At 38.0% G+C, this 24,696-nt stretch carries 25 protein-coding genes; all 25 read left to right on the top strand.

Features of this window, described 5'->3' with window-relative positions; all coding sequences use genetic code 11:
• Positions 1-165 precede the first annotated feature (165 nt).
• The 25 genes from gatC to dnaI all read left to right on the top strand — a co-directional run bounded on the left by gatC (position 166) and on the right by dnaI (position 24,637).
• Positions 166-471, top strand: a complete 306-nt coding sequence (gene gatC / locus I588_RS21245; protein WP_010758828.1) for an Asp-tRNA(Asn)/Glu-tRNA(Gln) amidotransferase subunit GatC — start codon at positions 166-168, stop codon at positions 469-471.
• A complete protein-coding gene (gatA, locus tag I588_RS21240; protein ID WP_010758829.1) occupies positions 471-1,940 on the top strand; it encodes an Asp-tRNA(Asn)/Glu-tRNA(Gln) amidotransferase subunit GatA in 1,470 nt (489 codons plus the stop codon). Before gatC ends, gatA begins: the two co-directional genes overlap by 1 nt.
• Positions 1,940-3,370: an Asp-tRNA(Asn)/Glu-tRNA(Gln) amidotransferase subunit GatB gene (gene gatB, locus I588_RS21235; RefSeq protein WP_010758830.1), complete on the top strand. Its 1,431-nt coding sequence runs from the start codon at positions 1,940-1,942 to the stop codon at positions 3,368-3,370. Before gatA ends, gatB begins: the two co-directional genes overlap by 1 nt.
• A 13-nt stretch (positions 3,371-3,383) precedes the next feature.
• Positions 3,384-4,394: a diacylglycerol kinase gene (locus I588_RS21230; protein WP_010758831.1), complete on the top strand. Its 1,011-nt coding sequence runs from the start codon at positions 3,384-3,386 to the stop codon at positions 4,392-4,394.
• Positions 4,395-4,510: 116 nt separating this feature from the next.
• Positions 4,511-5,875 carry a 23S rRNA (uracil(1939)-C(5))-methyltransferase RlmD gene (gene rlmD, locus I588_RS21225; RefSeq protein ID WP_010758832.1) on the top strand — a complete coding sequence of 455 codons (1,365 nt, stop codon included), beginning with the start codon at positions 4,511-4,513 and terminating at the stop codon, positions 5,873-5,875.
• A 2-nt stretch (positions 5,876-5,877) separates the two neighbouring features.
• Positions 5,878-6,009 (top strand): hypothetical protein, encoded by a 132-nt coding sequence (locus I588_RS28095; RefSeq protein ID WP_010758833.1) that lies wholly within the window; start codon positions 5,878-5,880, stop codon positions 6,007-6,009.
• Positions 6,010-6,020: 11 nt separating this feature from the next.
• Entirely contained in the window at positions 6,021-6,434 is a 414-nt protein-coding gene (locus I588_RS21215) for a hypothetical protein (RefSeq protein WP_010758834.1), read from the top strand.
• A gap of 48 nt (positions 6,435-6,482) precedes the next feature.
• Positions 6,483-7,151: a 2,3-bisphosphoglycerate-dependent phosphoglycerate mutase gene (locus I588_RS21210; protein WP_010758835.1), complete on the top strand. Its 669-nt coding sequence runs from the start codon at positions 6,483-6,485 to the stop codon at positions 7,149-7,151.
• Positions 7,152-7,185: 34 nt separating this feature from the next.
• Positions 7,186-7,800 (top strand): HAD-IA family hydrolase, encoded by a 615-nt coding sequence (locus I588_RS21205; RefSeq protein WP_010758836.1) that lies wholly within the window; start codon positions 7,186-7,188, stop codon positions 7,798-7,800.
• Between the two features lie 30 nt (positions 7,801-7,830).
• A complete protein-coding gene (locus tag I588_RS21200; RefSeq protein ID WP_010758837.1) occupies positions 7,831-8,217 on the top strand; it encodes a DUF1149 family protein in 387 nt (128 codons plus the stop codon).
• 203 nt (positions 8,218-8,420) lie between these two features.
• Entirely contained in the window at positions 8,421-9,812 is a 1,392-nt protein-coding gene (locus tag I588_RS21195) for an L-cystine transporter (RefSeq protein WP_010758838.1), read from the top strand.
• A gap of 67 nt (positions 9,813-9,879) precedes the next feature.
• Positions 9,880-10,251, top strand: coding sequence for a VOC family protein (locus I588_RS21190; protein ID WP_010758839.1), 372 nt, complete (start codon positions 9,880-9,882; stop codon positions 10,249-10,251).
• A gap of 28 nt (positions 10,252-10,279) precedes the next feature.
• Positions 10,280-11,011 (top strand): metallophosphoesterase family protein, encoded by a 732-nt coding sequence (locus I588_RS21185; RefSeq protein ID WP_034694244.1) that lies wholly within the window; start codon positions 10,280-10,282, stop codon positions 11,009-11,011.
• Between the two features lie 112 nt (positions 11,012-11,123).
• Complete coding sequence (locus I588_RS21180; protein WP_010758841.1) at positions 11,124-12,029, top strand: DMT family transporter; 906 nt, start codon at positions 11,124-11,126, stop codon at positions 12,027-12,029.
• 93 nt (positions 12,030-12,122) lie between these two features.
• A complete protein-coding gene (locus I588_RS21175) occupies positions 12,123-14,297 on the top strand; it encodes a Tex family protein (RefSeq protein WP_010758842.1) in 2,175 nt (724 codons plus the stop codon).
• Positions 14,290-14,745 (top strand): SprT family protein, encoded by a 456-nt coding sequence (locus I588_RS21170; RefSeq protein WP_010758843.1) that lies wholly within the window; start codon positions 14,290-14,292, stop codon positions 14,743-14,745. The genes I588_RS21175 and I588_RS21170 overlap by 8 nt, the downstream gene beginning before the upstream one ends.
• 115 nt (positions 14,746-14,860) lie before the next feature.
• Positions 14,861-16,195 carry a UDP-N-acetylmuramate--L-alanine ligase gene (gene murC, locus I588_RS21165; protein WP_010758844.1) on the top strand — a complete coding sequence of 445 codons (1,335 nt, stop codon included), beginning with the start codon at positions 14,861-14,863 and terminating at the stop codon, positions 16,193-16,195.
• Positions 16,196-16,341: 146 nt separating this feature from the next.
• A complete protein-coding gene (locus tag I588_RS21160; RefSeq protein WP_425387140.1) occupies positions 16,342-16,797 on the top strand; it encodes a MaoC family dehydratase in 456 nt (151 codons plus the stop codon).
• Positions 16,790-17,470: a Bax inhibitor-1/YccA family protein gene (locus I588_RS21155; protein ID WP_010758846.1), complete on the top strand. Its 681-nt coding sequence runs from the start codon at positions 16,790-16,792 to the stop codon at positions 17,468-17,470. The genes I588_RS21160 and I588_RS21155 overlap by 8 nt, the downstream gene beginning before the upstream one ends.
• 145 nt (positions 17,471-17,615) lie before the next feature.
• The gene (polA, locus tag I588_RS21150) at positions 17,616-20,255 is read left to right on the top strand and encodes a DNA polymerase I (protein WP_010758847.1); all 2,640 of its coding nucleotides are present in this window, start codon (positions 17,616-17,618) and stop codon (positions 20,253-20,255) included.
• Between the two features lie 47 nt (positions 20,256-20,302).
• Positions 20,303-21,133, top strand: coding sequence for a DNA-formamidopyrimidine glycosylase (mutM, locus tag I588_RS21145; RefSeq protein ID WP_010758848.1), 831 nt, complete (start codon positions 20,303-20,305; stop codon positions 21,131-21,133).
• 4 nt (positions 21,134-21,137) lie between these two features.
• On the top strand, positions 21,138-21,737 hold the full coding sequence (gene coaE, locus I588_RS21140; protein WP_010758849.1) for a dephospho-CoA kinase: 600 nt from the start codon (positions 21,138-21,140) through the stop codon (positions 21,735-21,737).
• A gap of 95 nt (positions 21,738-21,832) precedes the next feature.
• Positions 21,833-22,315 (top strand): transcriptional regulator NrdR, encoded by a 483-nt coding sequence (gene nrdR / locus I588_RS21135; RefSeq protein ID WP_010758850.1) that lies wholly within the window; start codon positions 21,833-21,835, stop codon positions 22,313-22,315.
• A gap of 67 nt (positions 22,316-22,382) precedes the next feature.
• Complete coding sequence (locus I588_RS21130; protein WP_010758851.1) at positions 22,383-23,711, top strand: replication initiation and membrane attachment family protein; 1,329 nt, start codon at positions 22,383-22,385, stop codon at positions 23,709-23,711.
• Entirely contained in the window at positions 23,711-24,637 is a 927-nt protein-coding gene (gene dnaI / locus I588_RS21125) for a primosomal protein DnaI (protein ID WP_010758852.1), read from the top strand. The genes I588_RS21130 and dnaI overlap by 1 nt, the downstream gene beginning before the upstream one ends.
• Positions 24,638-24,696 lie beyond the last annotated feature (59 nt).

Genomic DNA, 24,696 nt, shown 5'->3' with positions numbered 1-24,696 from the left:
GGAATTCATAGAAAACGAGTATTATAAAAAAGCATACGTCTCTAAAAACTACTCAGTTCAAAAAGCATACTGATTCGAATTTTTTTTTGAAAACGAGTGATTTCTGAAAGAGATATGATAAAATGATGAAAATTGACGAAATCGTCGATAGAAAGTAGGGATAATATGGCAATCAGTGAAGAACAAGTCAAGCACGTTGCGAAACTTGCAAAACTTTCTTTTTCTGATGACGAATTGACCGGGTTTACCGATCAACTTGGAAAAATCATCGATATGGTAGAGCAATTAAGTGAAGCAGATACAGAAGGAGTACCTTTTACTTCTAATGTAATTGATACTGTGAATGTAATGCGTGAAGATGTAGCAACTGAAGGATGGTCACGGGATGAATTAATGAAGAATGTACCTGAAAGTGAAGATGGCTTCATTAAAGTTCCTGCAATTATTGATAACGGAGAGGCTGGTGCATAATGGAAAAATTATACGATAAAACTATTGAAGAACTACACAGCCTGCTTGTATCTAAAGAAATCACAGCGACCGATTTAGCTAAAGACACTTTCAAAAGAATCAGTGAAACTGAAGCACAAATGGAAGCTTTTATTACTTTAAATGAAGAAAATGCGTTGACTACAGCTAAAGCAATTGATGAAAAAGGCATTACTGAATCAAATCCTTTAGCAGGTATTCCAATTGGAATCAAAGACAACATTGTGACAAAGGGTTTGCTAACAACTGCAGCTTCAAAAATTTTATCTAACTTCAATCCGATTTATGATGCTTCGGTAATGGAAAAAGTTTATAGCTCAGATATGGTTACTGTTGGCAAGCTAAACATGGATGAATTTGCAATGGGGGGCTCAACAGAGACTTCTTATTTTAAGAAAACCAAGAACGCTTGGGATCAAACAAAAGTTCCTGGAGGTTCTTCTGGTGGTTCGGCTGCAGCCGTTGCAGCTGGGCAAGTTCCCGTCTCTTTGGGAAGTGATACTGGCGGAAGTATTCGACAACCAGCAGCCTTCAATGGCGTTGTAGGAATGAAACCGACTTACGGCCGTGTATCACGTTTTGGCCTAATCGCTTTTGCATCATCACTGGATCAAATTGGGCCATTTACCCGTACTGTGACAGACAACGCTTTGGCACTAAATGCTATCAGTGGTTACGATGAAAAAGATGGAACTTCTGCTGGTGTAAAAGTTCCAGATTTCGCAGCAGACTTAACTGGCGACATTAAGGGTATGAAAATCGCTTTACCAAAAGAGTATTTAGGGGAAGGCGTTGATGCTGGTGTTAAACAAGCTATTCTCAAAGCCGTTGATACATTTAAAGAATTAGGAGCAACAGTAGAAGAAGTCAGCTTGCCACATTCAAAATATGGGGTGCAAGTTTATTACATCATCGCCTCTTCAGAAGCAAGTTCGAACCTGCAACGCTTCGATGGTATTCGTTATGGCTTCCGTTCTGAAAACGTTCAAAGTCTAGAAGATGTTTACGTGAATACTCGTACTGAAGGCTTCGGTGATGAAGTGAAACTTCGAATCATGCTAGGTACCTTCTCACTTTCGGCAGGGTACTACGATGCGTATTTCAAAAAGGCTGGACAAGTTCGAACATTAATCATGCAAGATTTCCAAAAAGTTTTTGCAGATTACGATTTGATCATTGGACCAACATCACCAACTGTTGCCTACGGGATTGGTGAAAATATCAATGATCCTATCACGATGTATCAAAGCGATATTTTAACAATACCAGTAAACTTAGCTGGTTTGCCAGGAATGTCTATACCTGCCGGATTATCTGAGGGATTGCCAGTCGGTTTGCAGTTAATTGGTAATCATTTTGATGAATCAACTATGTACAAAGCAGCGTATGCCTTTGAACAAGCGACCGATCATCACAAGCTAAAACCAGTGATTTTAGGGGGGAACAAGTAATGAATTTAGAAACTGTCATCGGACTTGAGGTCCACGTTGAGCTGAAAACCAACTCTAAAATCTTTTCACCAGCACCAGCTCATTTCGGTGCTGATCCGAATACAAACACTAATATTATTGACTGGGGATATCCTGGTGTACTGCCTGTAATGAATAAGGCAGCTGTTGAGTTTGGAATGAAAGCAGCTTTGGCATTAAACTGTCAAATCTCAAAAAATATGCATTTTGACCGCAAAAATTACTTCTATCCAGATAATCCGAAAGCCTATCAAATTTCTCAATTTGATGAACCAATTGGACATGATGGTTGGATCGAAATTGAGGTAAATGGGAAAAAGAAAACTATTCGCATTGAACGTGTCCATTTAGAAGAGGATGCTGGAAAAAACATGCACGGTATTGGCGGCTATTCATATGTTGATTTAAACCGCCAAGGAACACCATTAATTGAAATTGTTTCAGAAGCAGATATGCGCTCACCAGATGAAGCATATGCTTATTTAGAAGCGCTGCGTTCAATTATTCAATTTACTGATGTAAGTGACGTGAAACTTGAAGAAGGTTCCATGCGTTGTGACGCTAACATTTCTCTTCGTCCATATGGCCAAGAAGAATTTGGAACAAAAACAGAATTGAAAAATTTAAACTCAATGAGCTTTGTTCGTAAGGGCTTAGTTTACGAAGTTCAGCGTCAAACGAAAGTTCTTCTTTCTGGAGGTACAATCCAACAAGAAACTCGTCGCTATGATGAATCTACCAATAAAACAATCTTAATGCGGGTGAAAGAAGGCTCTAGTGATTATCGCTACTTCCCTGAGCCAGATATTCCACGCTTTGTAATTGACGATGAGTGGATTGAAAAAGTTCGAGCAGAATTACCAGAGTTGCCTGCCTCAAGAAGAGAGCGGTACGTTAACGAGCTAGGCTTGCCTGAGTATGATTCAATGGTTTTAACCTTGAGCCGTGAAATGTCCGACTTCTTTGAAAACACATTAAATGAAGGTGCAGATGCAAAACAAGCATCTAACTGGTTGATGGGTGAAGTATCCGCTTATTTGAATAGTGAAAAACTGGAATTAGCTGAAACAAAATTAACACCATCAAACTTAGCTGGCATGATCAAATTGATTAACGATGGAACTATCAGTTCAAAAATCGCTAAAAAAGTATTTCGCGAACTTATTGAAAACGGCGGAAGCGCCAAAGAAGTAGTTGAAGCGAAAGGCTTGGTTCAACTATCTGATCCTGCTCAATTGCTGCCAATGATCAACGAAGTGTTGGACAACAACCAGCAATCAGTAGAGGATTTCAAAAATGGTAAAGATCGTGCAGTCGGATTCTTAGTTGGACAGATTATGAAAGCAACTAAGGGTAAGGCCAATCCAGGAGTGGTCAATAAGTTATTGCAAGAGGAATTAGCGAAACGCTAGAAGGAGTCCTATTGTGAAAAAAGCACGATTAATCTACAATCCGGTATCCGGTAAAGAAATTATGCGCAATAATTTAGCAGATATTTTGGATGCTATTGAAAAAGCGGGCTATGAAACCAGTGCTTTTGCGACGACACCTGAACCGGATTGTGCTAAAAATGAAGCTAAGCGAGCAGCCGAAGCTGGCTTTGACCTGATTGTAGCAGCTGGAGGAGACGGAACAATTAATGAAGTGGTAAATGGGATTGCTCCTTTAGAAAATCGACCCAAAATGGCGATTATTCCTGCTGGTACTACAAATGATTATGCCCGGGCTTTAAAAATACCTAGAAGTAATGTAAAAGCAGCTGCTGAAGTAATTCAAAAACATCAAACAGTGAAAATGGATATCGGTAAAGCACGTGAGAATTACTTTATTAATATTGCTGCGGGCGGCTATTTGACTGAGCTAACTTATGAGGTACCTTCTGAGCTTAAAAGCATCTTCGGCTATTTAGCTTACCTTGCTAAAGGGGCTGAAATGCTGCCAAGAATCAAGCCTATTAAGATGCGGTTAAAATATGAAGGTGGAGAGTACGAGGGCAATGCCTCCATGTTCTTTTTAGGTTTGACCAATTCTATTGGCGGCTTTGAAACAATTGCTCCAGATGCAATGCTGGATGATGGCAAATTTTCACTGATCGTTGTTAAAACGGCTAATCTATTTGAAATTGTTCGGCTAATTACTTTGGTGTTAAATGGTGGTAAACATGTTAACGATCCGAAAGTTTTATATGTTAAAACTAATTTTTTGGAAGCCTCTACCTTGGACACCAATAAGCGAATGATGATTAATTTAGATGGCGAATACGGTGGAGATGCCCCAATGCGTTTTGAAAATTTGCATCAACATATTGAGTTTTATGCCAATACCGATGAAATTTCAGATGATGCGATTCAAGGAATTGAATTGGAAGAAAAAGAAGCCGGTGAAGAGCTCGTTAAAGAGTACAAAAAGCTGGAAGAACACGAGGAAGAAGAATAGTAAAAGGGTATTTCTGCTTTTAAAGTGGAAATACCTTTTTAAGTTGTCGCTAGAACTGTTGCTTTTTCACGTTTTATTCATTAAACTAAGCAAAGCACTTCCTTAAGGAGGAAATAATGAAAACTATTGAAAAGAACCAAACCTACACTGTCACGATTGATGATCTAACCCATGAGGGACTAGGGGTAGCTCATATTGACCGTTTCCCAATATTTATTGAAAATGCCTTGCCCAATGAAGAAGTAGAAATTTTAATTGTAAAAACGGGTAAAAAATTTGCTTATGGAAAAGTGTTACAGCGCTTAAATGAAAGTATTGACCGTGTTCCTGTGAAGGACATGGATTTGTTAAGAAGTGGCATTGCACCGCTTAGTCATATGAAGTATGAATATCAATTAGCTTTCAAAGAAGAACAAGTGAAGCGTGTGATGAACAAAATTGCTCATATGCCAGAGATTCCAGTATTTGCAACAATTGGCATGGAAGAACCTTATGCTTACCGCAATAAAGCGCAAATTCCGGTTAGAAAAATGAATGATCAATTGGCTACAGGATTTTATCGCAAAAATTCGCACGAACTGCTGCCGATTGAAGATTATTTCATTCAAGATCCTGAAATCGACAAAGCGATTTTAATTGTACGTGATATTTTGCAACGCTTTAAAATCAAACCTTATAATGAAGAAGAAAATACAGGTTTTTTGCGCCATATCATTATTCGCCGTGGACATTACTCTCATGAAATGATGGTGATACTAGTCACTAGAACAGCAAAATTCTTCCAAGGGAATCGAATAGCTGAGGCGATTCAGTCTGAGTTGCCAGAAGTTGTTTCGGTTATACAAAATGTTAATAGTGAAAAAACCAACGTGATCATGGGGAAAGAAGACATTCTATTAGCCGGCAAAGAAACAATCGAAGATCAGCTGCTAGGAAAAACCTATCGTATTTCACCTCAATCGTTTTATCAGGTGAATACAAAACAAGCTGAAAAGCTTTATCAAACGGCGATTGATTTTGCACAACTAAAAGCTGACGATGTAGTGATTGATGCATATTGTGGAATTGGAACAATCGGTTTGTCATTTGCAGAAAATGTTAAGCATGTTTATGGAGTAGAAGTTGTTCCTCAAGCCATTGAGGATGCACAATACAATGCGAAAATTAATGGAGCTGAGAATGTTACCTACCAAATTGGAAAAGCTGAAAAAGTCATGAAGCAATGGGAACAATTAGGGATTCAACCAGATGTGGTTTTTGTTGATCCGCCTAGAAAAGGTTTGGCAGAAGAATTTATTCAAGCATCTGCTGAGCTAAGTCCTGATCGAATTATTTACATTTCATGCAACCCAGCTACTCTGGCCCGTGATTTAGAGCGATACGGAGAACTTGGTTACCAAGCACAAAAGGTCCAACCCGTAGATTTATTTCCACAAACTTACCATATTGAAGCAGTAGTACTATTATCAAAGGCGGTGTAAAAATGAATACAAAAGAGAAAATGATGGAATTAATTAAAAAGAAACAAGCGGGCGGTGGTAGATCCAAACAAATGGGTGCGCCAAAAAATGATCGAAAAAATATGCGTAAAGGACCTAAGATTTACAATAAGTAAGGAGGATGTATGTGCAAGGAATTTGGATGCAGCGATTACTGAAGTTTTACCAAAAATATGCGCAATTTATGCGCGGACGTTATGGCCGTTTTGATACTTTGAACAAAACACTTTTGATTATTGCTGTAGTGTTCTCTCTACTTGGTCGGTGGCTACCTTATTCAATTGGCACCTTACTGAGTTGGATTGCGTTAGGGATAAGTTTCTATCGTTTATTCTCTAAACGAATTTATCCTAGAAGTAACGAAAATCAAAAGTACGTGCGATTTTTAGAAAAAATCAAGAAACGAGAGTTTAAAATTGATCGTACGTACCGCTACTTCAATTGCCCTTCCTGTAAGCAAAAAATGCGTGCTCCAAGAGGAAAAGGCAAGATTAAGGTCACTTGTAAAAATTGTCATACCCAATTTATAAAGAAGGTCTAGTTTTAGATACTAGGCCTTTTCTGCTATTCTAAATGAGGAGGTGATCCAATGAAATTATTATTGATTAGGCATGGTGAAAGTGAAGCGAATTTTGCTAATTATTGGACTGGCTGGCTAGATGTCAATTTAACGAATAAAGGCACTCAGCAGGCACGAGAAGCTGGCATACGGATAAAAAAAGCTGGTGTGAGTATCGATGTTGCCTTCGAATCTGTCTTGAAGCGCTCAATTAAGACGGCGCAATTAGTTTTAGAAGAAGCTGATGCCAGCTTTGTCCCTGAAATAAAGACATGGCGTCTAAATGAACGACACTATGGTGCTTTAGTCGGAAGAAATAAAACAAAAATGACACAACAATTTGGCGAGGAACAGGTGAAAAAATGGCGGCGTGGATTCAATGAAGTTCCACCGCTAGTGAAAATCAACCAATTTGATCGCAGATACGATAGCTTAGATTCACGTTTGATACCCAAGGGAGAAAGTTTAAACATGACTTCAAGAAGGGTAATGATCTTGTGGCAAGATCAAATTGTTCCTTTTTTAAAAGAAGGTAAAACCGTTTTAGTATGCGGTCATGGTAATAGTTTGAGAGCGCTGATTCAATATTTGGAGGCAGTTCCTGAAGAACAGGTAGATCGAATTAAGGTACCAAACGCAACACCAATTTTGTATTGCTTTGGCTCAGATTTTACAATCAAATCAAAAACTGAATTATAATTACATTATGTAAAGTAAAGAAAGAGAAAAACTTATGAAAAATTTTATTTGGGACTTTGATGGAACCCTTTACGATACATATCCAGTTATGATGGATGCTCTAATGAAAGCCTTAGAACATTTTCAAGTTCACCTTGATCGTTCTGAAGTTTACAAGACGATTAAGGAGGAATCAATCCGCTATTTAATTCACGAACAAAAGTTGGAGGAAACTCCATTTAATCAAGTTTTCCACTACTATGAAAAACGAATTCTAACGGAATCTTATCCTTTTAATGATACAAAGGAAACATTAAAAAGTTTAAAGTTAAGAGGGGGAAGTCATTTTATTCTTACTCATCGCACAGTCGACGCAACATGTCAGCTGCTTAAACGGGACTCATTAAACACATTAATTACCGATATTATTGGCAGTGATTCCGGCTACCCGCGTAAACCAGATCCGACTTCTTTAAATGTATTCATTAAAAAGTATGGAATGGATCGAAGAGAAACACTAATGATTGGCGATCGAAAGTTAGATATAAATGCTGGGAAAAACGCTCAAGTCGCAACTTGCTTTTATGATCAAGACCATCTAGACATAACGGTTGACGCAACATATGTAATTACTCATTTAAGGGAAATCCCTTCTCTTTTTCATATGTAGTCTGTGGTATACTTTTAAAGGGGGTGCGATATGGAACTAATACGTGATCAAGAGCTTGTAGAAGCTTTCAATTATGGTTTGCCGCCACGGGATCAAGAAGTTAAACAAAAAATTCAAATTAATTTCAGTCCTTTGGAGTCAACCGATCCAAATTATCCGAAAGAAAACAGTATCATGGGGGTTCGCTTTGAGTTTGTTTTGCCATTCGATGCATTTATTGTTAGTGGAACAGTTTCTCAAGTAAACCATGTAATCAATCGACAAATCAGAAATCAATCTGATATGAATGAAGCGGAAGCAAATGAAATGGTGAAGCCGCTTTTCCGCTTAGTTGAACGAATGATTTATGAGATGACTGAAATTGCCTTAGATCAACCAGGCATTAAAATTAATTTTGCTTCACCAACAGCCCAGTAGAACTTTCCCTCAGCGGAAGGTTCTTTTTTGTAAGCTTTTTGAAAAGACAGAACGGTGGATGTAGGTTATAATGATACAGTCACTAAAAATTTCAAGCGTCGCGCACTTATTTTTAGGGTGGAGTATTGAAGAATTCTCCCCGGGAACCTTTACTTCCTTTGACAGACTTGTCATTCTAAAATGTTTTTTTAAGGAGGAATACAATGACAACTCTGCTCACTGTATTAGTGGTTGCGATCTTTGTTGCCATGCTTGTAGGCTTCTATCAAATGCAAAGAAAACATGTGAAGTTTTCAACACGTGTTTTCACAGGTTTAGGACTAGGTATCGTTTTTGGTGGTCTTTTACAATTGCTTTTGGGAAATGGAAGTACGGTCATTACACAAGCCATGGACTGGATCGGAATCGTTGGTAATGGTTATGTTTCATTATTACAAATGTTAGTCATGCCATTGGTATTTATTTCAATTGTTGGTGCCTTTACTAAAATGAAATCTAGCAGCAAATTAGGGGAAATCAGTGCAAATGTTTTATTTGTATTATTAGCTACAACAGCTATTGCTGCATTAATCGGGATTGCGGCTGTCATGATCTTCGGATTAGATGGTGCAACCTTTACTAGAGGTGCTGCTGAGTCTGCCCGTATCAGCGAATTAACTGAGCGTCAAGAAATGGTTCAGAACTTCTCGATTCCGCAACAAATTTTAGCATTTATTCCGACGAACGTCTTTGCTGATTTTGCTGGAACTCGACCAACAAGTACAATTGGTGTAGTAATCTTTGCTGCTTTTGTTGGGGTTGCTTATCTTGGTGTTAAGAGAAAAGCGCCTAAAGAAGCGGAATTTTTTGCTAACTTGATTGAGAGCTTATACAAAGTAATTATGCGAATTGTTACGTTAGTTTTACGCTTGACTCCTTATGGGGTATTAGCATTGATGACGAATGTCCTAGCAACTAGCGACTTTGAAGCTATCGTTAACTTAGGTAAGTTTATTGTCGCATCTTACGCTGCATTGATTGCTGTTTTGCTAGTTCACTCTTTACTGTTGATTTTAGTCAAAGTCAGCCCAGTGAACTTCTTCAAAAAAGCTTTCCCTGCACTAAGCTTTGCTTTTACTTCACGTTCTAGCGCGGGAACATTGCCAATGAATATTGAAACGCAAACTAAAGCTCTAGGTGTTGATGAAGCAACAGCCAACTTTGCTGGCAGTTTTGGGATATCCATTGGTCAAAACGGCTGTGCAGGTGTTTATCCTGCAATGTTGGCAACTATCGTCGCACCGACCGTGGGTGTGAATGTGTTTGATTTGCAGTTCATTATTATGTTGGTGGCAATTGTGACGATTAGTTCATTTGGTGTAGCTGGTGTCGGTGGTGGAGCAACCTTTGCTTCATTAATTGTATTAGGCGCCATGAACTTACCAGTCGCTATTGTTGGACTAGTTATCTCTGTTGAACCATTAATTGATATGGCTCGTACTGCTGTTAATGTAAGCGGCAGTATGGTAGCTGGTGTTGTAACCAGTGAACGTATTCATGAATTGGATCGAGAGGTTTTAAACGACAAAGAAGCTTCTATTGAAGCAAATTCATAAAAGTATCTGAAGGCTTGGCTAGCGCGACCAAGCCTTTTTTGGTACACTTTTTTAGAGGTGAGAAAATATGTTTAATGATCAATTGAAAGTGATTTTGTATGCTCAAGATGTAAAAAAAGCTAGTGAATTTTGGCAGTCATTAGGTTTTGTCGAAATCAGTCTGGATGAAATAGATGGGTCTGTAGTTGCAGAATTAGCGGTCACTAAAACCAGTGGAACGCATTTAGTAATTTATGACCGTCAGTTTGTTGAAACGAATTCCGGTGAGACAGTAGAATCGTCACCTGCACTAATTTTCAGCAGCGATGATGTGTTGGCTTTGTATAAAAAGTTAAAGGCTTCAAATATTCAGGTGGGCGATGTTGCTCAAATTGGCGAAGAATATGTGTTCAATTTTGTCGATGTAGATGGAAATTATTTTGTTGTTTCTGGGAAATAGCCACTTTTTTAAGAAAGAGATGAGAAAAATGGAGCAGGCTTTTGTGATCGGTGATGTACATGGAGAGTATGATTTGTTTGCAAAGATGCTGGAATTTTTCGATCCGCGGACACAGCAATTAGTATTAATCGGCGATTTGAATGATCGCGGTCCTAAAAGTAAAGATTGCTGGCTGTTAGGAAAACAGCTGGTGGACAAACATCAAGCTGTTTATCTCAGGGGAAACCATGAAGAATACTTTTTGCAATTTTTGAAAAAGCCTGAGGATTGGTTTGAAAGCTATCTTTACAATGGTGGAAAAGAAACGATTGAAAGTTTGCTTCACACGGGAGCAACGGAAGAATACTCTCCAACTGAAATTGCAATGTTTATTAAAACACGATACAAGGAATTGGTTGAATTTTTAATTCAACGGCCCTTTTATTATGAATGGAAGCAATATGTATTCGTCCATGCAGGAGTTGATTTGACCAAAGGCGATTGGCGAAATACAGATTTACATGATTTCCTGTGGATTCGCGAACCCTTTCACACAGGGGACAATCAAACTGGAAAAGTAATCGTGTTTGGTCATACCATTTCACCTATGCTGTATGGTGACATGCAGACTACTGCGTTATGGCAATCGGATAATAAAATTGGTATTGATGGTGGAGCAGTCTTTGGTGGTTCACTTCATGGGGTTTTGCTCGATGAAACAGGCATCGTAAAAGATCATGAATTGCCGAATATGAATGGTCCCTGGCAGCCTTCTTTTTAAATAATTAATGAATCTGGCATCTAGGTGTCAGATTTTTTTGTAAAAAAACTAGTGATTTTAATTTTTTTGTGGCATAGTTAGGAGTTGAGTAAAGCAAGAGAGAAGGAAGAAGATGGAAAATGATGTAAAGGGCCATATAGCTGCTATAATCACAGTAATTATTTGGGCATCAACGTTTATTTCAACTAAAGTTTTGTTGGGGGACTTTTTACCAATTGAAATTTTGTTTATACGGTTTTTACTAGGCTTAGTAGTTCTTTTGCTGGTATCACCCAAAATACTTCCGTTTTCTAGTTGGAAGCAAGAAGGATATTTTGCTTTAGCTGGGCTATTTGGTGTTTTTCTTTACTATTATTTAGAAAATGTTGCTTTAACCTATACCTTAGCTATGAATGTAGGTATTATTGGATCAATAAGTCCTTTTGTAACAGCTTTGTTCAGCCGATTTCTATTAAAAGAGGGCAAGTTGAAACCTTTATTTATTCTGGGTTTTATCTTTTCAATTGTGGGAATCTGTTTTATCAGCTTAACGGGCACTCTTAATGTAAATCCTGTTGGAGATGGACTAGCCTTTTTAGCGACTTTTTTCTGGGCAGGTTATTCGTTGGTTGTTAAGAAAGTCAGTCAGTTTGGCTACTCAACCATTGCTGTAACACAACGTATTTTCATTTATGGACTAGCCATTATGGCACCAGTCTTTTTGTATTCAATTGATGGTTTTGATTGGACGCGCTTATCAGAGGTGAAAAACGTGGGGAATTTGTTATTTTTAGGAATTGGTGCCTCTGCACTATGTTTTGTGACTTGGAATTTCTCAGTGAGACAATTGGGAGCGGTTCGAGCAGCCATTTATATTTATTCAATTCCTATGTTGACAACAATTGCATCCGTCATTTTGTTAGGAGAAGAGCTGACAGTGCAAGCCGGTATTGGAATATTATTAACGCTATTTGGTCTGTTTTTGTCAGAATGGCCCAATATTATTGCTCAAAAACGAATAAAGAATAAATCTCGTTAAGGGAAAGAAGTCACGAGAATCTTCCCATAGAAGTTCAACAAATGCTGCTGGTGTGGTAAAATAGATAAGATTTTGTAGAAACGAGGAATAAGTATGAGTATCAATCAGGAAATCATTCAATTATTGAACAAGGAGTTGACGGGTTATCGTCCCCAGCAAACTCAAATTGTTTTAGAATTATTAGATGAAGGCAATACAGTGCCGTTTATTGCTCGTTACCGAAAAGAACGTACAGGGAGTTTAGATGAAGTTCAAATTCGAGAAATTGAAGAACGATATCATTATCTTGAAGGCCTAGAAAAACGTAAACATGAAGTTTTACGTTTGATTGAAGAGCAAGGCAAGTTGACTGAAGAATTGACTCAAGCCATTCAATCGGCAGTGAAAATGCAAAAAGTGGAAGATCTATATCGACCTTATAAACAAAAACGTCGGACAAAGGCCACGATTGCTAAAGAGAATGGCTTAGAACCATTAGCTCAGTACCTGTTAAGTTTCCCTTCTAGCGGAGATGTCTACGCTGAGGCCGCAAAATATATCAATGACGAAGTAGCAAATCCTGAGGAAGCGTTGCAGGGGGCGCATGAGATCGTTGCTGAACAGATAAGTGACCATCCTGATTATCGAACTTGGATTCGAGACTACACAAAAAATTATGGTACGTATCAAAGTAAAGTGAAAGATGCTGATAAGGACGAAAAAGAAGTCTATGAAATGTACTATGATTTCACTGAGCCAATCAGCAAAATGGTTTCCCATCGTGTCTTGGCTTCGAATCGCGGTGAAAAAGAAGAAGTTTTAAAAGTAGAGATCGTAGTGGACGAAGAAAAGATTTTCAATTACTTTGACCGCAAAATAATTGAGAATAGTCAATCAGTCACCGCAGAATACGTCCGGGAAGCATACAAAGATAGCTATAAAAGGTTTATCGGACCGGCAATTGAGCGAGAAATTCGTAATGAATTAACTGAGCAAGCTGATGAACAAGCGATTGCTATTTTTGGTGAAAACTTGCGTAACCTATTGTTGCAGCCACCGTTGAAGGGCAAGGTTGTATTAGGCTTTGACCCCGCGTATCGTACAGGCTGTAAACTGGCAGTTGTCGATGAGACCGGGAAGGTGTTGGCTATAGAAGTTATATATCCGCATAAACCGGCTTCTCAAGTAAAACGTCAAGCTGCTGGCCCAGCATTTCGCCAGTTGATTGAAAAATATCAAGTGGAAATGATTGCTATTGGTAATGGAACTGCCAGCCGTGAATCTGAACTATTTGTCGCAGATCAGTTGAAGCAAGTAAAGAACGAAGCATTTTATGTAATAGTTAATGAAGCTGGAGCTTCTGTTTATTCGGCCAGCAAGATTGCCAGAACAGAATTTCCTGATCTGCAAGTTGAAGAACGGAGTGCTGTTAGTATCGCTCGTCGTCTGCAGGATCCTTTGGCTGAGTTAGTTAAAATAGATCCCAAAGCCGTAGGTGTAGGGCAATACCAACATGACGTTTCTCAAAAACGTCTGTCTGAACAGCTTGATTTTGTAGTGGAAACTGCCGTAAACCAAGTTGGGGTCAATGTGAATACAGCCAGTCCACAATTGTTGCAATATGTATCTGGACTGAATAAAACAACTGCACAGAATATCGTCACTTATCGTGATGAAAATGGAGGATTCACTTCCCGCCCACAATTAAAGAAAGTGCCACGGTTAGGACCGAAGGCATACGAACAAGCAATTGGGTTTTTACGGATTCCAAACGGGAAGAATGTATTGGACAATACTTCTATCCACCCGGAAAGCTATAACAGTGCAAAAGAAATTTTGGCTCAAGCTGCCATTTCATTAAATGATCTTGGCACAGAAGAGGCGATTAAGCAGTTGAAGGCTTTGAATAGTAATTCATTGAGCCAAAGCTTAGAAATAGGGAAAGAAACTATTCAAGATATAGTGGAGTCCTTATTGCAGCCGGGTCGTGATATGCGTGATGAAATGCCAGCTCCTTTATTGCGGAAAGATGTTCTAAGTATGGAAGACTTGAAACCGGGAATGGAACTGCAAGGAACAATTCGAAATGTTATTGATTTTGGAGCTTTTGTTGATATTGGTGTAAAACAAGATGGTTTGGTTCATATTTCTAAGCTTAGCCAAAGATTTGTGAAGCATCCGACTGATGTAGTTTCTGTAGGTGATGTAGTTACCGTTTGGGTTGAAGCAGTGGACGTGAAGAAAGGTCGAATCAGTTTGACAATGATTCCGATGTCAGTCAATGACTAAAGAAGAATTACAATTTTTGGTAGAAAAGGTTTCGCTGGAATTCTTCCAGCAACCTTTTTTACATCAAGCCAGCTTTAACCGTCGGCTTAAGTCGACAGGCGGACGTTACCATTTAAAAAGTCATGATTTGGATTTTAATCCACTGGTTTATGAACGTTATGGAAAAGATGAGTTAATCAAAGTAATTAAGCATGAGCTTTGCCATTATCACCTCCATTTGTCAGGCCGAGGCTATCAACACAAGGACAAAGACTTTAAACAGCTTCTTAAACAAACTGGCGGTTCACGATTCGCACCACCGCTAGCAGCTGCAACATTTCAGTTGTATCGTTGTCGGGATTGCGGAACAAGCGTTCAAAGGCGTCGGAAAATTGATACTAAACGATATGTTTGTGGAAATTGTCATGGAAAGCTTGTTTTTGAGAGTACTATAAAGGTCTCATCGTAGATTTTTAATTATAGTTGATGTTTTACATAAGAGAAGAAAAAATTGCTATTTTATTGATTTTATATGATAATGTGAAACGAATAAAACGTACCAAAGAAGAGGATAGAGGGATAAGATGAATAACAAGAATACGCTTTATCATTTTGTTGGAATTAAAGGCTCAGGAATGAGCTCATTGGCATTGGTCTTGTTTGAAAAAGGCTATCATGTACAAGGATCAGACGTTGAAAAGTATTTTTTCACCCAACGAGATTTGGAAAAGGCTGGCATTGATATCTTGCCTTTTGACAAAAAGAATATTCGTGAGGGAATGACAGTTATTGCGGGTAATGCCTTTCCAGACACCCATGAGGAGATCGTTCGGGCAAAAGAGTTAGGTTTAGAAATCATTCGTTACCATGACTTTATTGGTCAATTTATTCAGCCATATACGAGTATTGCTGTAACTGGCTCTCACGGAAAGACAAGCACAACGGGTTTGCTTTCTCATGTGCTCAGCGGTATCGCACCAACTAGCTATTTGATCGGTGATGGTACTGGACACGGCGTTCCTGATGCGAAATTCTTTTCTTTTGAAGCTTGTGAATATCAACGCCATTTTCTAGCGTATTCTCCTGATTATGCCATCATGACAAATATTGATTTTGATCATCCTGACTATTTTAAGAGCATTGATGATGTTTTTGAAGCTTTTCAAACTTTAGCTTCTCAAGTAAAAAAAGGTATTTTTGCCTATGGTGACGATGAATACTTGCGCAAATTAGAATCGGATGTCCCAATTTATTTTTATGGATTATCCGCTGATGACGATATTCAAGCCCGCAATATTGTAAGAACTACGAATGGTTCGGCTTTTGATGTCTACCATAAAGAAAGCTTTATTGGACGTTTTTCTGTGCCATCATTTGGAAAACACAACATTTTGAATGCTTTGTCCGTAATAGCTGTGGCCTATTTTGAAAAATTAGATATGGAAAAAGTTAAAGAGGAAATGCTGACTTTTTCTGGCGTCAAGCGTCGATTCAGTGAGAAGCAGGTGGCTGATATGGTGATTGTCGATGATTATGCCCACCATCCAGCGGAAATCACTGCCACTATTGATGCTGCTCGGCAAAAATATCCTGAAAAGGAATTGATCGCGGTTTTCCAACCACATACGTTTAGTCGTACAATTGCCTTGATTGATGAATTTGCGGAAGCCTTAGACAAGGCAGATCGTGTCTACTTGTTAGATATTTTTTCTTCAGCACGGGAAACTAGTGGAGAGGTAAAAATTGAAGACTTGGGAAACAAGGTACAAAAAGGCGGTTCGGTAATGCAAGAAGACAATATGTCTCCATTGCTTGATCATGAAAATGCAGTCGTCATTTTCATGGGTGCTGGTGATGTGCAACGTTTCGAACGAGCTTACGAAAACTTGTTAAGCAACACAACAAGAAACGTATTATAGAAACTTTAACTGATCTAATCAATCAAGGTTAGATCAGTTTTTCATTACTTAGAATAGATTGTTCAATTGAGAGTGCCTTGTGTTTTTATACCATTCTGCTAAAATATGTAATAGATTAACCAATGGAGGGAAATGATTTGTATAATATGAAGGCGAGAAAAATTGGAAAAACGATTGATGAAATCGAAGAAGGTGACTCGTTATCCTTAACCGAATCAATCGAAGATAACCAGCTGCTCTTATATTTAGGCTTAACCAATGATGCAAATCCATTGTATATCCAACATGATTTTGTCAAGGATACTGAGTATGAACGGCCTGTAGTTCCATCTATTATGTTGATGGGGATTATTACGAGTGCCATTTCAAAACATCTTCCTGGACCAGGTTCCCACGTCGTGAATTTTTCAATTAATTTTATTGATCCAGTGTACCATTATGAAACGTTAACCTTTGAATTTGAAGTGATCAAGGTGGACAAAATGAAGGACGTTGTAACCATTTCAGTTGAAGCGGAAAATAGTGAAGAAAAACGAATTTTAGATGCAGTTGTAATGGTAAAACCACCTGCATTCAAATTAGAGGAGGAAGCAAATGAATAACCAACAAGCAGTTACAGGTTTAAATCGATTTTATGGAAAAATTTATGGCTATCTAGCTTTGGGAATTGGAATCAGTGCTTTTGTTTCATATCTAGCATTGGGACCGTTAGCTTATCAGGTTGCAGCTTTCATTAACGGATTTCCATTAGGGTTCTTTGGTCTATGGATTGCTGAAATTATTTTAGTAATAATGCTAGGAGCTAAAGCGCAATCAAATCCTAGCTTAGCTATTGGCGGTTTTATTGCCTATTCTATGTTAAATGGATTAACTATAGCTGTCACTCTAGCAATGTACGATATCGGTACTGTTACACAAGCTTTTGTTACCGCATCAGTCACCTTTATAGCAATGTCTTTAATCGGAACATTTACTAAACGTGATTTGTCTGGTATAGGTCGAGCAGCACTTAGCTGTTTAATTGGTATTATCATAGCAATGTTTTTAAATATCTTCATCCTACACAGTGGTGTGGTAGATTTATTCATTTCTATTTTAATGGTAGTTATTATGTCAGCAATTACAGCTTACGACAATCAAATGATTCGCAGAATTTACCAACAAACCAATGGTCAAGCCGGATCAGGTGTTGCAGTCTTTATGGCTTTGCAACTGTATCTTGACTTTATCAACTTATTTATCTCATTCTTGAGGATTTTCGGGAATAACAACTAAAAGGCGAGCAATCGCCTTTTTTTCATGGTTTGCAGCCTCTTAAACTGCTTTTTAATTAGGTGAGTTTAAGAAGTTTTTTGAGGCTTGGATGCTTTCCAATTTAGGGAATACTTTGTTAAAATGAACATATGAAGGAGTCGAGAAGATGGCTAAAAACAAATTATTATTAGTAGATGGAAATAGTGTGGCTTTTCGTGCATTTTTTGCTTTGCACAATTCATTAGAAAAGTTTAAGAATAAGAATGGCTTGCACACCAATGCAATCTACGCGTTTAACAATATGTTCGAGAATGTAATGGACCGCGAAAAACCAACACATGTTTTAGTAGCTTTTGATGCAGGAAGGACTACTTTTAGAACGGAAATGTATGCAGAATATAAAGGGGGACGTTCAAAAACACCGAGTGAATTTCGGGAACAGCTTCCTTATATTCGCGAATTATTGCAAGGTTTAGGTGTTAAGCATTATGAACTAGATAATTATGAGGCTGATGACATCATCGGTACCTTAGCAAAACAGGCAGCTGAAGCTGATTTTGATGTAGTGGTTCTTTCTGGAGATCGTGATTTGACTCAATTAGCCAGTGAAAAGGTAACTGTTGACATAACAGTTAAAGGAGTTAGCGATATTGAGTCTTATACACCTGAACATGTAGCCGATAAATATGATGGGTTGACTCCAAATCAAATCATTGATATGAAGGGCTTGGCGGGTGATACCTCTGACAATTATCCTGGAGTAACCAAAGTAGGTGAAAAGACAGCCATTAAACTGCTGAAGGAATACGGTAGTGTTGAAGGTGTTTATGAGCATATTGATGAATTGAAACAAAGTAAAATGAAAGAAAATTTGATCAATGATAAAGAGCAGGCTTTTTTGTCTAAAGAGCTAGCAACTATTATAACGGATGCACCAGTAACTATATCTTTAGAAGAATTAGCTTACTTCGGTAAAGATCTGGATAAACTTGCAGCCTTCTATAAGGACATGGATTTTAAACAATTTTTAAGTAAGTTAAACATTGAAGAAGAACCTACTGAAATGGAAGATATCATGTATCAGGTAGTCAATGAATATGATGCCTCGATGTTTTCGCCTGACTCTGCATTATACGTAGAAATGCTGGAAGATAATTATCATACAGCTGACATAACAGGTATCGCTTGGGGAACTAAGAAAAAAGTTTACGTCACTGATGATTTAGCTATTTTTGATCATCCAGATTTCAAGACTTGGTTAAATACTTCAAATGGCAAAAAGGTTTATGATGCTAAACGTACCTATGTTGCTTTGAATCGTTACGTTGGAAAAACTGAAGGAATTGACTTTGATGTTTTGCTAGCAGCATATCTTTTAGATACAAATGATAATAGTAATGATATAGCTGGTGTAGCTCAGCACTATGGCTATACAGAAATACAATCAGATGAACAGATTTACGGAAAAGGTGCAAAAAAAGGATTACCAGAAGATGAAGAAGTCTTTTATAATCATTTAGCACGTAAGGTTAAAGCAATCAACTTTTTGAGTGATCATCTTGGAAAAGAACTTGCTGAAAAGAAACAGGATGAGCTTTTTTATAAGATGGAGTTGCCTCTATCACGTATTTTAGGCGAAATGGAGATTACCGGAATCACAGTAGATGCTCAACGTTTGCAAAGTATGCGTGGGGAATTTTCTAAACGGCTTCAAGAGATTGAACAAAGAATTTATGAAGAGGCCGGTGAAGAATTTAATATTAACTCACCAAAACAATTAGGAGTTATTTTGTTCGAAAAGATGCATCTTCCTGTAATCAAAAAGACGAAAACGGGTTATTCAACTGCAGTTGATGTTTTGGAACAATTAAGGGAACAGGCTCCTGTCGTAAATGATATTTTGAACTACCGTCAAATTGCCAAAATTCAATCAACCTATGTTGAAGGATTATTGAAGGTTATTCAATCGGATAATAAAGTGCATACCCGCTATTTACAAACGTTAACTCAAACTGGTCGTTTAAGCTCAGTGGATCCTAACTTGCAAAATATCCCTATTCGTTTGGAAGAAGGACGAAAAATTCGGGAAGCTTTTGTTCCTAGTGAAGATAACTGGTTAATCTACTCTTCCGACTATTCTCAAATTGAATTGCGAGTGTTGGCTCACATTTCTGGAGACAAGCATCTGATTGAAGCTTTTAAAGAAGGAATGGATATTCATGCCAGCACTGCCATGCGTATTTTTGGTGTCGAAGAGGATCAAGTCACGCCTAATATGCGTCGTGATGCTAAGGCCGTAAACTTTGGCATCGTTTATGGTATTTCTGATTACGGACTGTCTCAAAATTTAGGAATATCTCGCAAAGCGGCCCAAGACTATATTGATACGTATTTCGAGAATTATCCAGATGTTAAGCGATATATGGAAGAAAGTGTTCGAGAAGCAAAGGATTTAGGCTATTCAGCTACTTTATATAATCGTCGTCGTTACCTACCAGATATTAATTCTCGTAACTTCAATGTACGTTCGTTTGCGGAACGAACAGCTATTAATACACCCATTCAAGGAAGCGCAGCAGATATATTGAAATTAGCAATGATTGAACTAGCTAAACGATTAAAAGAAGAAAAATTGCAAGCGAACATGCTTTTACAGGTACATGATGAATTAGTTTTTGAAGTGCCTGAAACCGAATTAGGAACATTAGATAAACTAGTTAAAGAAGTCATGGAAAATACAGTACAATTGGATGTTCCACTGATTACTGATAGTAGCTGGGGAAAAACTTGGTATGAAGCAAAATAGATAAAAGCTGGAACTTTTTCCAGCTTTTCCTTTAGGAGTGAAGAGTAGTGCCAGAATTACCAGAAGTTGAAACCGTCCGTCGAGGATTGGTTTCTTTAGTGATAGGAAAAACCATTCGTGAAGTAGATGTCCTGTGGCCTAAAATTATCGAAGCCCCTGAGGTAGATGAATTTCGAAATAACCTTGTAGGGGAGACCATTGAAGGAGTGGGCCGTAGAGGCAAGTATTTGCTCTTTCATTTTACACATTATGATATGGTATCTCATTTGAGAATGGAAGGGAAATACGAGTTCTTTCATGAAGCTACACCGCTAGATAAGCATAGCCATGTTCGGTTTGTTTTTACCGATGGATCCGAATTAATTTATAATGATGTACGGAAATTTGGACGGATGAGTTTAGTGGAAAAGAATGCTGGCCTACTTTATAAAGGGATTCAGCAGTTAGGACCAGAGCCAACTAATGAGGCCTTTGACCTGCCTGAGTTTGAAGCGCGCTTAAAGAAGGCACACACAATGATTAAACCGTTGCTGTTAAATCAAAAAATTGTTGCAGGTCTAGGAAACATCTATGTAGATGAAGTGTTATGGCTGTCAAAAATACATCCAGAGCAACCAGCCAACACGTTGACGAGTAAAGAAGTTAAGGATTTACATCAAGCAATTATTACAGTTATCACTAAGGCTAAAGAAGCAGGTGGGACAACTATCAGAACTTACCTAAATGCTCTAGGTGAAGCTGGTCATTTTCAGCAAGAACTGAATGTATATGGACAAACCGGTAAGCCTTGTCCGCGCTGTGGAACGCCTATTGCTAAAATGAAAGTTGCTCAACGTGGAACTCATTATTGTCCGCACTGTCAACAATTGAAGAGGTGAGAAAATGAGTTATGTGTTAGGGATCACTGGTGGTATTGCTAGTGGAAAGTCAACAGTAGTTAATGTATTTCGATCAGCTGGATATCCTATTGTAGACGGGGATGTTGTAGCTCGCATGGTTGTCGAGCCTGGAACTCCCGGTCTTTTGGCGCTTAAAAAAGTGTTTGGTGAGGGCATTATTACCTCTGAGGGGACCCTAGATCGAAAGAAGCTGGGAAATCTTGTTTTTCAGGATGAAACTGAACGTGAAAAACTAAATCGAGCTTTGGAACCTTTTATTCGTAGTGAAATTGATCAACAGATAGAAACTGCTAAAAAAACTAGTCCGTTAGTTATTGCAGATATCCCATTACTTTATGAAGGAAATTATGAAAAACAGATGGACGCAGTTGCTGTGGTCTATGTTGATCAAAAAACACAGCTAAAACGTTTAATGGCAAGAAATCAACTGTCAGAAATTGAAGCAATGAATCGAATCAATAGCCAAATGTCACTTGAGAGAAAAAAAGACTGTGCTGATATTGTTTTTGATAATTGTGGCAGTTTAGAGGAGACAACTGAACAGGTGTTAGAATGGATAAAAAAACATGCGTTTATTGAGTAAAGATTCAAAAAATAGCGTAACAAAGCTTTTTTTAGCCATAGGGATATGATAAACTCGTGTTACAATAAAATAATATCATCTGAGAGGTGAAAAATATGCGTTGCCCAAGATGTAATCATAATAACTCAAGAGTCATTGATAGTCGTCAAACTGATGATGGACGTGCCATCCGAAGACGCAGAGAATGTGAAAATTGTGGTTTTCGTTTTACAACTTTTGAAAGAATTGAAGCTGCTCCATTATTGGTCATTAAACGAAACGGTGACCGAGAAGAATTCAATCGTGATAAGATTTTACGAGGGCTCATTCGTTCAGCAGAAAAGCGCCCTGTTGCAATGGAGCAAATGGAGCAAATTGTGGACCATGTAGAAAATCGTGTACGTGGATTAGGAGAAAATGAAATATCCACCAGCTTAATTGGTGAATATGTTATGGAAGATTTAATGAATGTGGATGAAATTGCTTATATTCGTTTTGCTAGCGTTTATCGTCAGTTTAAGGATATGTCTGTTTTCTTAAAAGAATTGCAGGAAATCGTAGATAAGGCTAAAGCAACTGATGGAAAAGAGCAAAGCTAGTCATAGTTTTTGATACAAATGAACTATTAATAGATAGAATCATATTGAATTTTTAGGGGGCTAGTTTGTGACATTTGATTTAAAGCCAACGACTATTTATACGGTCTATGGCAGTCCTCAGCTGGATGAAAGCCGCCAGCAATCTTTATTGTACTTGTACCAGCCTATTATTGGTGCAGAAGCTTTGAGTCTGTATTTAAATCTGTCAGCGGATATTACCGTTGAAGGAACAAGTCCTGAATTAATGCATGCTGATTTATTAGCTGCTATCGATAATGGCTTAGCAGCAATGCTAAAAGCTCGTGAAAAATTAGAAGGTATTGGTTTGATGAATACCTTTCAGAAAGAAGATAATGAATTAGGCCTACTATTGTTTTATCAATTGATTAATCCATTAATGCCGAGTGATTTTTTTCAGGATGCATTAATGTGCTATTTGTTGATGGAAAAAATTGGTCAACGCCGTTTTAATCGGTTAGTAGAAAGATTCCGACCTAAGCAAATCTCAACTGAAGGGTTAACCGATGTTACTAAGCGATTTCGTGATATTTATCGGTTTGAAGAAACGCGATTCGCAGCGAACACGGAGTTGTTTGATGAAACACATGACAAGTTTATAGAACAAGAGATTTCAACTAACACTTTTGATTGGGTATTCTTTAAGCAGCAATTGAAAAAATTTAATTTAAGCTTAGCAGAAGAAGACCAAGGAAAAATTGAAGCTTTGCACCAAATGTATGGAATTGATGAGATGGAAATGTTGGATTTTGCTGTGAAATCTAGTGAACGCAATCAAATACAGCTGTCTTTTTTACGTAATTTAATCATAAAAAGTAAAAAAGCAAAATCCGTAGATACAGAAATAGAGGTATCGGTACCGACTGACCGAAACTTTACTGGAGATTTTTCTAAAGCAGAACAAGAAATTATTCGACAAAGTGAAACCATTCCGCCAATTAAATATTTACAAGCTATTAAAAATCAAAAAGGCGGCTATGAAACCAATCAAGAAATTCGCTTAGTTGAAGATCTGATTAGTCGACATTTATTTCCTAACAGTGTAGTGAATATACTAATTAATTACATATTGGTAATTCAAAATCAGGCTGTGATTAATCAGAATTATTTGAATGCAATTGCGAATGATTGGGCGCAACGAAAAATCCAACGACCGGAAGAAGCAATTGTACATGTTCGTCAGGCAGATCAGAAACTGGTGAAGAAGAAAACGACCGGTCGACGTAGTAACACCAGTGGACGCAAGATACAGGGCAGAAAAGAGACGTTGCCCTCACATATCAAAGAACCACCGAAAGAAAAGAAGATTACTCCAGAAAAAGAGGCTGAACTAAACCGTAAGCTGGCAGAATATCTGAACAAAGAGGGTGAAAGCTGATGGAAGATGTAGGAAAAGAGTTAAACCGAATCATAAAATCACGTGGTGTAGATGGCCGCTATCAGCAAATGATGCAAGAAGTGCTGGAAGATGTAGATGTTCGTGATTTTATTGAGCAGTATAAAGCAAAGTTGACACAAGCGGATATCGAAAAGTCTTTTGCCAAGCTATATGAATTTGTTCAAGAAAAGAAAAAGTTTTTGGCTAACGATCCTACTATGATCGCTCCTGGCTATGAACCTAAACTTGCACTTAATTTTCATTTTATTGATGTAACATATGTTCCTACGGATGAATTGCTAAAGCGTAAACGTGAAGAAGAAATTCGTAATCGAATTAATTCTGTGGATATGCCTAAAGATATTCGACAAGCCTCTATTCGTACTTTTGAAGTAACCTCAGGACGAAGTGAAGCGTTAGAGGCAGCATTAGATTTTATAAATCAATATAGTGCTGCACCGAAGGATTTCCATAAGGCCTTGTATTTAGTTGGTGATTTTGGAGTGGGGAAAACTTATCTGCTGGGAGCCATGGCTCATGAATTAGCCGTAAAGGGATATGAAACTACCTTGGTGCACTTTCCAACTTTTGCTGGTGAAATGAAACAAGCTATTTCAACTGACAAAGTCGGACCAAAACTTGATAATGTAAAAAGAGCACCGATTTTAATGATTGATGACATTGGAGCAGACTCTATGAGTGCCTGGATTCGGGATGATATTTTAGGTGTAATCTTACAATATCGAATGCAAGAACAGTTGCCGACATTCTTCTCATCGAATTTCGACATGATTCAGCTTGAAGAGCATCTATCGGTTACACAACGTGGGGATGAAGAACCACTAAAAGCTAAGAGAATTATGGAGCGGATACGCTATTTAAGCAGAGAGATCTGGATGATTGGCGAAAATCGTCGAAATGGCTAAAAAAAGAGAATTTACTGAGAAAAAACAAAATGCCTCATTAAAAAGCGAAGATGATTCGC

Source organism: Enterococcus pallens ATCC BAA-351 (genome assembly GCF_000407485.1).
Lineage (GTDB): Bacteria > Bacillota > Bacilli > Lactobacillales > Enterococcaceae > Enterococcus_A > Enterococcus_A pallens.
Note: the sequence above shows the minus strand (reverse complement) of the source record. Positions and strands in the feature narration are given on the sequence as shown.